At 37.2% G+C, this 11,416-nt stretch carries 4 protein-coding genes; all 4 read right to left on the bottom strand.

The features are described from left to right. A partial coding sequence (locus ABID23_RS07285) for an autotransporter outer membrane beta-barrel domain-containing protein (protein ID WP_354190756.1) occupies window positions 1-2,067 on the bottom strand: 2,067 nt, incomplete at its 3' end. Between the two features lie 1,426 nt (window positions 2,068-3,493). Then, window positions 3,494-6,559, bottom strand: coding sequence for an autotransporter family protein (locus ABID23_RS07280; RefSeq protein WP_354190753.1), 3,066 nt, complete (start codon window positions 6,557-6,559; stop codon window positions 3,494-3,496). A gap of 707 nt (window positions 6,560-7,266) precedes the next feature. Further along, window positions 7,267-10,515, bottom strand: a complete 3,249-nt coding sequence (locus ABID23_RS07275; protein ID WP_354190751.1) for an autotransporter outer membrane beta-barrel domain-containing protein — start codon at window positions 10,513-10,515, stop codon at window positions 7,267-7,269. 698 nt (window positions 10,516-11,213) lie between these two features. Next, on the bottom strand, window positions 11,214-11,416 hold a 203-nt coding region (locus ABID23_RS07270), incomplete at its 5' end, for an autotransporter outer membrane beta-barrel domain-containing protein (RefSeq protein ID WP_354190748.1).

Below are 11,416 nucleotides of genomic sequence, written 5' to 3'. Positions count from 1 at the left end.
CTGCTTATTTTGACTGCTGATATCCATTAAACCAGCGTGGAATATGCTGTTTGGCAAAAGGAGATAAGTTGGAACCTGTGGTACAACTGATCTTATAGAACTTTCACGATGAAGATTCGTATTTGAACCAGCAAAAAGCTTTAAACCAGTTTCAACTTTAGGAGTAGAATCAACATACCTATTCTCAAGACGAAAATCCCAATATTCTCCTTCACCTTTGACCAACCTTTGACCAGCATGCGCCTTTCCTAAACGAGACTCTGGACCGTAAGCATAAAGCCTATACTGATAAGGTAAATTATCCAATGCAATATAATCACCATCGAGTTTAAAAGAATCTTCTTTTGCTTTTCCAGAGACTTGAATAATGGAAATCCCATGGTTATTTCCACCACTTCCTGTTCCCCCTCCTGGACTTTCTGGAACAGCGTGTACATGGACTATTGTTTGTCCCTCAACATCACCATGAACTAAAAGACGATCCGTTTTTTGATCTTGAAGAGCTCCCCCTTTATTTAAATATGTATTAAGATGAAGATGGGCATTACCCTCCGTACTATAAACTGCCCCCTCTCCTCCAACGCGAACACGTATTTCACCAACCGGACTATAAACAACCTTCGCCCCCTCTCCAACACACAGGGTTTGATAGCCATCGACCATATTAGCTTCCGGTTGTTTAAAAATAATAGAACTATCAGAAAGGTGCACTCTTGAAATAGATGAAATACCTATGGAATCAGAACTCTGCGCTTTTTGATATTGAGGACGCGATAAAGTCCATTTTGAATGATTCATTAACTTCAATAAGGTAATGGAGCTTTCATCAACACGTGCTCCCCCTGAAAGAGTAGAGTTATCAGCAAAAATTTTTAAAGAAGCCTTATCATCAGCTCTCAGTAATAAATCTCCAGAAAGTTCTGTACCCTTTGTAAGGTTAACCGAACTATAAAATTTGCTACTATAAATAGCTGTACTATTGGGAACAATAAAAGAAGTTTTGTCTAAATCAACAGTATAGTTTCCAGTTATAGTCGTAATGTTTTTTTCTTCTAAATCCTTTAAAAAGCGCATACCATAAAAGGTTTCTCCTCCCTTCACGCTAACATTAGATTCTGATATCCCAACATAACTGTGTCTTGTCTGTAACAAGATACCATGCGTATTAACAACATCGACTGTACCTTTAGAAAAGAACATAAAGCCATCATCTTTAACTATATGAAAAGCTGAATTTTCATTCACTTTTTCTGTATTTTCTACTTGATGACCCTTCCCTTTAATAGATACAGCCCGCAGAGTAATCCTTCCTGCTCTTTCTATTTTAACCCCGACACCATTGGTAAAGTCAATTTCGCCTCCATTCATATCAATAGTTGCATCTCGTTTACGGACTGAATTACTATTCACTACATTGCTTTTATTTGTGCCATTCTCTGTACCACTCTCGGTATCATTATTTGTTCTACTGCCTGTAGGATTACTCGTGTTATCGTTTGTGTTAATAACACGACTAAAGAGACCTACCCCTCCGTCACTTGTATTAATATTTGTATTAACTAAAGAAACGTACGAGTTCCCATTAACACCATTTTCTACATGTGCAGAAACTCCAACTTTTCTTGCATCAACTGCTCCTCCTTCAATTTCAACACGACCATGAACAACATCCACTCCTGTTGATACATCTTTCAAAGTCGACTTCGTCAGAAAAATTTCCCCCCCCTCCGACACTTTTGCACCGGTTTCCCAGATTTCTGTGCCATTATTTGCGCTATTAACGGTTATATTTTCCCCTCTAAGCACTGTATTATTTTTAGATACCTCTATTGCAACAGTTTCGCTCACACCTTTAATTTTCTGATAACTTTGACCAGAGATTTTTTTCTCTTTTCCGTCATGACATTTATAGGATGAGGCACTTTTACCATTAGAAACCTCACCACATGAAGTCCCATTTTTCACCGTCGGGGTAACATTTCCTGTAGCATTTACACTGTGCACAAAAAAAATCATTGCTGTTGTGACAGCACATAGAAAGAAATGACTTTTAAATATTTTTACCATAATTCCACCATATTGTCCTACCCAGTTAAAAAAGCACAAAACGGATTAAATCCGCCTTCATGAAGGGCAATTTATTTGATGCGTTTTGTTTTACTTTTCTGATTAATTAATTTATTTTGTATTTTATGTAAATATGCAATCAAGAAATAATTTGGGTAATGGCAAGTTTTACTATAAATTTACATTATGCTGTTTTAGGTATTTTCACCAATAAAACTTGATCTAACCTTAAAATTGACGTGCCATTCCTTACCTAACAGAACGGGTAAGTGAGTATTTGTTAACCATAACTCTCTGGAAATAATCACAAATTTGTATATATCTATTTGATTTATTTTTAATAGAGTGATCATCATGTTATTAAAGTATAAAACTTACAGCTTTATCTCTTGCTTCTCATCCAATCTTGCAACTTCCAAAACCATCTCAATTTGATATTTTTTCAAGTAAAAACTGTGCAACACTTAATGCTTTTTCTTATTATATCGTGTGAACAGCCCCCCATAGAAGCATCAAGGACTGAGCAATACTATTCTTCTGTACACTTATGCAGTAACATAACCAACATCACTATTATATTTATCAGTCCATAATGACATCAACAGCTTTTACAGTAAAATAATATATAAGGAGCATTTTTAATTCTCTCTCAAGCGACTTTTATCTACGTATCGATTTCACTTGTAATGTATAAATGAATAACTCTATTTGGATTAAAATAAAATAAATTAAAACGAGAGAATTATACGATACTTTAAATGCGAACTCAATATCAAAGCAATAAATTATTATTATAAATCAATATATTGTAATCTCACCATCTTATTTTTTATATAAATCTATTTCCCAGAAAAAATTTAAAGTATAATAATGTTTTTAGAAAAGGTTGTCATATAAAACTCATTAGACCACGTTATCTTACAACTTATAAAGTTATAAACACCCCCCTCATTTTATTAGCTTTTAATATTACAATGACTTCTGCATTTAAAAAATCATAAAAATAAGATATTTATATTTCCTTATTTATAGTTACTTACTTTTTAAAGGATTTTATCTACACAGCAATCACTTTTATAACGCACCAAAAACAATTTTTATAATTTTAAATACAAATAATAGAAGGAAAAAATTGCTGTGCTCAACATTACCATTTCTTATAAAAGACATGTCTTCGTCTTTATAAATCAATTTACTAAGGATAAAAACAGCTAATATGGTATAAAAATTGGAAGTCAATAAACCCAAAAGTCTGATTTATCTTTTCCAAAAAAACAAAACGACATCCATTGAAACAAACAATATTACAGCTCCTTTTTCTTGTAGCAAAAAGCAGTAACTTTTCGGATCCTAACATTGTTTTTATAAAGTAAAAGGCAGCACATATGCCGCCTTTTATGTGAAAATACGTACTCTGTCCTTACCCTTAAAACCGGTAGCGAACCCCTCCAGAAAAGCTGGTTCCAGAAAAACCAGCCTTGGTCAATTTGTGCTGGTAAGCCACATCACCATGAAGCATAAAACGTGGAGATAATTGTGCATTAAAACCAATACCACCTTCTAACGAAGAACCAAAAGCTCCAAGCTGAAAAGCATCTTTAAAGTGTACAAAGTGTTTGTCTTTAAAACCATGAGTAACATAAAACTTACCATAAAAAGAGACAACATGTGCGTTATCTGTCGCATCCAATGTCTTTGTTAAGCGACCTCCTGCACGCACAACCCATTGATCAAGTTTACCCATATCAATATCAAAATCATCAACGTCACGAGTCTTCTTGAATTGAAGATGCTGATAAATAGCCTGAACCTGTGGGGTAACAAAAAAACCTTCATATCCCGTGGCAAATGTCCAACCACTTGTTAAGGAAACATTCAGAGGACGCCCTTTTAAGGTTGCTGTCTTATCACGTGCAAGGGTGAGAACATCACCTTTAAACAGACCATAAGAGGCAAGACCATCAACATAAAAACCCTCATCACACCGTAAACCACCATACAATGTCGCTGACCATTGATCAAATGCACTTTTTTGGCTTTGTTCAACATCTAAGGGTTGCAAAGAAAGCCTTCCGTAAGAGCCTAGAACCCCAAAAGAAATAACACCATAGGCACTTTCGATGGTCTGCAACAAAACACCGGCGTCTATGGCATTATAATCAAACTCACCTCCATAACCATATTTAAATGCAGAAAGATTTGAATGATAACGCTGATGAGTACCATAACCCCGCAGGAAAAAAGCGGAATTTTCATGCATTTCTGACGACTCACCAGAACCATTTCGCCAAGCTTCTAGCTGTTTGCTTTGATTGGAAACACTCATCAAACCAATTTCGAATAAGACATTGGGCAAAAGAAGGTAGGTGGGAACTTGCGGAACAACAGCTTTTACATCTGGTGTTGGATCTGGTTCCGGATCAGGAAAAGGAGGGGGTGTTGGTGCAGGACTAGGAGAAGGTTTTGGGTACGGTTCAGGCTCAGGAGAAGGCGTTGGTGTAGGAACAATATATCTGTTCTCGAGACGAAAGTCCCAGAACTCTCCTTCACCGGCAACCAATCTTTGATGAGGATCAGCTACCCCTAAATCAGACTGTGGACCATAAGCATACAATTGATACTGATAAGGTGAGTGCTCCAATGTAACATAATCATCCTCTAACTGGAATGAACTCTGCTTTGCTTGACCTGAAACCTGAATGATTGAGATCCCTTGGTTATTGCCACCATTCCCCGTGTATCCTCCAGGACTTCCTGAAATACGACGTATATGAACCATTGTCGTTCCAGAAACATCACCATGTATCAAAACACGATCAGTTTTTTGGTTTTCAAGAGCCCCGCCTTCATTCAAATATGTGTTAAGATAAATATTTGCACCACCCTTCGCCCTATAAGCCTCACCTATGCCTTTTCCAATGCGAAGCATTTTATAAACATAATTCTCATCGGGTTTGGATTGTGTAAACTTAACGGAACTATCCCCCATGAGACCTAAAAATGAAATTGATGACTCATTCTTCTCACCAGTTTCACTCTGCCCTCTCGGTTCTTTTGGTTGTAAAGTCCATGTAGAACCGCTACCCAAGTGAAGTTCAGCCGTAGAATGTTCATCAACATAAGCATCTCCTTCAAGACTAGAAGAATTTGCTAAAACTTTTACCGAACCACCTTTCTCAACATGTAACAAAGAGCGTCCTGACAGAATACTCTGTATTAAAGTGACAACACCATAAGCATTATTTGTGCCATAAATGGTCACACTATTAGGAACAGAAAATACCACTTTATCTAAATTAATAACATCCAATTTATGCGGTGTTTTTTCGGCCTCTGATGAATCCACACTTTGAAAATTGGATACAATCATTGGTTCCTTTCCCCGAAAATATATACCATTTGCCCCCTTCCCCTCCACCTCAACAGATGAAGATGTAATATTGACTTCAGTCGTAGGAAAATCCTTCAGCAAATCTGCAGGCTGTATATCCAGACTTGAAGTATAAACAGCTCCTTCTGACAAGATGCCGTGAATGTTTTCAGCCTTAATAGTTCCTCCTTCAAAGTTCACGCTTCCCCCTATTCCTACATAAAAAACTGCATGACGATCCGCATTCTGTTCTTTACCTTTTCCATGAATAGTAACATCATCAAAAGCTACATCTCCTTTTAATTCAGAATGAACCCCATGACTGTCTCTAAAATAAATCTCCGCTCCTTTTATCTTAACCTCTGGAGCACCGAAATTAAAAATGCTTGCCTTCCCACCGCTTGTTTCTATTTTTATCTCATTTAAAATAATATGCGTTCCTCTTCCTATGGCTTGAACTGCCATCTCACTTCCCGTAATATTTCCACCCTTAACCTTAACTGTTCCCTGGCTTGCTTGGAAAGCTACCTTGATATTCTTCAGAATTGGTGTGTCTAAAAGCACCCTCCCACCATTTGATACAGATACACCACGTGTAAAATTTTTATCTTGAACTTCGCTACCAATCGTTACATTTCTTCCCGTAACTTCCGCAACCGGCCCCCTTACCGTTAAAGCAGTAAAATGATTAGAATTATTCGCAAACTTATAGAATTTATCATTAATTGTGTATTTTCTACAATTGTTGCATATAAAGTATCCCCCATCATATAAAATAAGCTGACCTGCCTCTTCTACTTCATGGATGAGTAGCCCTTCATTCTCCTTTACTTTATCATTAAAACTATTATAGCCGATATCAATGTTTCCTGTACCTTGACTCCTCCCTCCCCCATTAAAGGTATCTTCATATCTCTGACTAAAGCTTTTCGTGTCAAAGCGCTCTCCATACTCTTCTCTAAAATGAGCCACACTAAACCCTTGCAATAATTCCATCACAGGGCTCACAGAGAAGGGCTGAGACACCACTGTAATCTTATAATCTACACTCTCCCTTGCTTGTGCATAAGACTCTATTCCATTTTGTAGAAAAAAAAGGATAGCTGTTGTAAAGTTGCACACATATGCATGTTTCCTAAATACTTTAAACATAGTCTCCTCGTCTCCTCGAAACTTCCTTTCCCCTCCACTGAAAAAAAAGCATTCGCATAATAACCCTGACGCATACATCGATATATGAAAAGGCAATAGCCAAAAGGATGTACATACAGCTCGTTTGACTGGTGCGATACGTTATTCAAACTAATTTAGTAAAAGACCTATGTGCCGCACAAACACCACCCAAAAGAGAATATAACGATAAAACACTTTATAAGTGTATAATTCATTCTGTATTTTGTGTAAAGCAAAAAAATAAAACCATTACGTGTATTTAACACGCGCACAACTTGTCATTATTGATTTTGAAATTAAGTAAGGATATGGAAATAAAAACTGCTTCAATTTGTAAAAAAATAACTTTAAAATAAGCTCATATAAAACTCCAAAAGAAAAAAAGAGAGCGCCATAAACTATTTCGCGAGATTGGACAAACGCACACCATCCCCCTGAGATAAAATCGATTATTATAATTATCTTATATTATAAGTGTTTTAAGAAAATTTGCTTTAACATAGAAAGCTATTTCTATGCATAAAAACAAACAATATTACAGCTCCTTTTTCTTGTAGCAAAAAGCAGTAACTTTTCGATCCTAACATTGTTTTTATAAAGTAAAAGGCAGCACATATGCCGCCTTTTATGTGAAAATACGTACTCTGTCCTTACCCTTAAAACCGGTAGCGAACCCCTCCAGAAAAGCTGGTTCCAGAAAAACCAGCCTTGGTCAATTTGTGCTGGTAAGCCACATCACCATGAAGCATAAAACGTGGAGATAATTGTGCATTAAAACCAATACCACCTTCTAACGAAGAACCAAAAGCTCCAAGCTGAAAAGCATCTTTAAAGTGTACAAAGTGTTTGTCTTTAAAACCATGAGTAACATAAAACTTACCATAAAAAGAGACAACATGTGCGTTATCTGTCGCATCCAATGTCTTTGTTAAGCGACCTCCTGCACGCACAACCCATTGATCAAGTTTACCCATATCAATATCAAAATCATCAACGTCACGAGTCTTCTTGAATTGAAGATGCTGATAAATAGCCTGAACCTGTGGGGTAACAAAAAAACCTTCATATCCCGTGGCAAATGTCCAACCACTTGTTAAGGAAACATTCAGAGGACGCCCTTTTAAGGTTGCTGTCTTATCACGTGCAAGGGTGAGAACATCACCTTTAAACAGACCATAAGAGGCAAGACCATCAACATAAAAACCCTCATCACACCGTAAACCACCATACAATGTCGCTGACCATTGATCAAATGCACTTTTTTGGCTTTGTTCAACATCTAAGGGTTGCAAAGAAAGCCTTCCGTAAGAGCCTAGAACCCCAAAAGAAATAACACCATAGGCACTTTCGATGGTCTGCAACAAAACACCGGCGTCTATGGCATTATAATCAAACTCACCTCCATAACCATATTTAAATGCAGAAAGATTTGAATGATAACGCTGATGAGTACCATAACCCCGCAGGAAAAAAGCGGAATTTTCATGCATTTCTGACGACTCACCAGAACCATTTCGCCAAGCTTCTAGCTGTTTGCTTTGATTGGAAACACTCATCAAACCAATTTCGAATAAGACATTGGGCAAAAGAAGGTAGGTGGGAACTTGCGGAACAACAGCTTTTACATCTGGTGTTGGATCTGGTTCCGGATCAGGAAAAGGAGGGGGTGTTGGTGCAGGACTAGGAGAAGGTTTTGGGTACGGTTCAGGCTCAGGAGAAGGCGTTGGTGTAGGAACAATATATCTGTTCTCGAGACGAAAGTCCCAGAACTCTCCTTCACCGGCAACCAATCTTTGATGAGGATCAGCTACCCCTAAATCAGACTGTGGACCATAAGCATACAATTGATACTGATAAGGTGAGTGCTCCAATGTAACATAATCATCCTCTAACTGGAATGAACTCTGCTTTGCTTGACCTGAAACCTGAATGATTGAGATCCCTTGGTTATTGCCACCATTCCCCGTGTATCCTCCAGGACTTCCTGAAATACGACGTATATGAACCATTGTCGTTCCAGAAACATCACCATGTATCAAAACACGATCAGTTTTTTGGTTTTCAAGAGCCCCGCCTTCATTCAAATATGTGTTAAGATAAATATTTGCACCACCCTTCGCCCTATAAGCCTCACCTATGCCTTTTCCAACGTGGAGTGTATGATAATAATAATTCTGGGCAGATTCCGGCTCTTTAAAATTAACATCACTATTATCCATAAGACTTAAAAGTGAAAGAGATGATTTATCTTTCAAATTAGATTCACTCTGCTTGCTTTGTCCTTTTGATTGTAAATTCCATATTGCCCCATCTCCCAAATAAAGTTCAGCCGTAGAATGTTCATCAACATAAGCATTTCCTTCAAGGGTAGAGGTATCTGCCAAAACCGTTACAGAAGCACCATTCTCAGCTTTTAATAATAAATTCCTTGAACGAAGAGTGCTGCTCGATAAACTGACAGCACCGTGAACAGTATTCTGAGCATAAATAGCCGCATCATCAAAAACTGAAAATACTGTTGCTTTCAAATTAACAACATCCAATCTCGGTATAGCCTCTTCCTGCCCTGATGAAGCGAGTTCTTGAAAGTCAGAGGCATTCGACACATTATTCCCTCGAAAATATATACCATGAGCTCCCATACCCTTTACTGTAATGGAAGAATCTTTTATGTTTACCTCTGTTACACCACCATTGCTTGTTTCACTTTCAGGTAGCGGAATCGAATTAGGATTATTGACTGTATTTTCTAACAATATGCCATGGGCGTCTTCAACATCAATATTCCCCGAAAAATTAACTTTTCCCTTTAAATCCATTAAAAAAACTGCATGGTTTTTGTTCTCGTTTCCCTTTCCAGTAAAAGTCACATCCTCAATAGTTATCTTGCCGCTCAATGTTGAAGATACTCCAGAACTATTTTTGAAATCAACGGAGCCACCTTTCATAAAAATTTCTGAACCACCATAACTTACAAGGCTTGCCTTCCCATCACTTGTTGCAATCTTTGTATTCTCTAAGACAACATGCGCATCTTTTCCTATTGCCTCAACAGCCTTATGACTTCCGCTAATCTTTCCATTCTCTACATTAATTGTCCCTTTACCCGCTTGAAAGGCTGTCTTTGCATTCTCCAACACTGAATTTTTTAAAGTAATTTTTCCCCCTTCTGATACAGACACACCGTATGTATGAGACTTGTCAGAAACTTCACTACTAATAGTTATATTCTCCCCAATCACTTCTGCCTTTGGTCCCCTCACCGTTATCGCAGTATTAGAGGGATATCGGGAAGCATTTTCATCCGTAATCGTATAAGATTTATTGTTAATTGTATCTTGTCCGCAATCGTCGCATAGATAATATAATCCGTTAAACAGCACCGTTTTCCCTGACTGATCTTTTTTGAAAACATAACTATCACCAGCTTTGTCACCCCCTATCCCACTAAGAGGATTTCCACTGTTATTGCCACTCAAAACAGAACTCGTGTTAATAGAAAATTCTGAAGGGTCTTTAGACTCATGCATATTAGAATCGGCATTATTAAGTTGTCTTCCCTCTATTGGACTACTCGCTCCCTCTTCTCCACTCAACCTACCATCAATACCGTTCCCGGATACATAATCAAGCACCCTACTCGCAGAATCAGTAATCTCATAAAACCCATTCCCATTGTTTTCTAACTGTGCATACCCGCCTGCTCCACTTTGTGAATAAATATAGGGAGATACATATATATCAGGAGTTGAAACAACAGGAGAAACCGTGATCTTATAAAGCCTACCTTCACTACTCTCCGTATGTGATGCCTGCGCGCACGCCCCTATCCCACTTTGTAATAAAGAAAGGATAGCTGTTGTGAAGGTACATAAATATGCATGATTTTTAAACACTTTAATCATAGTTTCCTCGAAACTCTCTCACCCCTCTCATTGACAACAAAAACACTTTCAGCACACGCCAAAGAGCACCTTAGATATGAAAAGATGCCACAAAAGGATGCACTTACAGCTCACTTAACCGGTGGAATACGTTATTCAAATAAACTCGGCGAAAAATCTATTTGCAACAAATGGCTACCTATAAGTGAATAACAATTCATCACACTTTATAGGTGTATAGTGCATTCTGTATTTTGTGTAAAGCAAAAATAAAATTATAAGTCGCAATTAATTAAATTTACAACTTATTATTGCAAATCTAAACGATTGACTAAAAGTATGAGTGAAAAAGATTTCTTAAATCAGTAACAACCAGTTCTTCAAAACAGTCAAAAAACATCATGTTTTGTGACAGATAATTCAAATCAACATAAAGAATGATAGTACACGAACACTAAGAATCCACCATAAAAGCTCATAAAATCAGATACAATATAGCACTATAATCATAAAATTTTTTAAGAAAATTTGCTAAAGCTTTCAGAAAACTGACCATCACATAGAAAGATGTCTATACGTAAAAACACAAAAAATATTATTCGTATCTTTATTCATAATCAAAATAGCAATGATTTTTTGAGCATAAAAATAGACTATTATAAAGAAAAGGCAGCACAATGTGCTGCCTTTTGTATAAAGATACATACTGTACCTTAGTTCTAAAACTGATAACGCACTCCTCCAGAAAAGCTGGTTCCAGAAAAACCAGCCTTATAAATTTTATGTTGATAGAGAACATCACCGTAAAGAGAAAAGTTTGGAAGCAATTTAGCATCAAATCCCAATCCAGCTTCTAAGGAAGAACCAAAAGAACCTAACTGGAATGCATCTTTGAAACGCACAGATTGTTCTCCTCCAAAAC

The organism is Bartonella silvatica, from assembly GCF_040545155.1.
In the GTDB taxonomy this organism is placed as follows: Bacteria; Pseudomonadota; Alphaproteobacteria; order Rhizobiales; family Rhizobiaceae; genus Bartonella; species Bartonella silvatica.
This window is presented reverse-complemented; position numbering and strand designations above follow the sequence as displayed.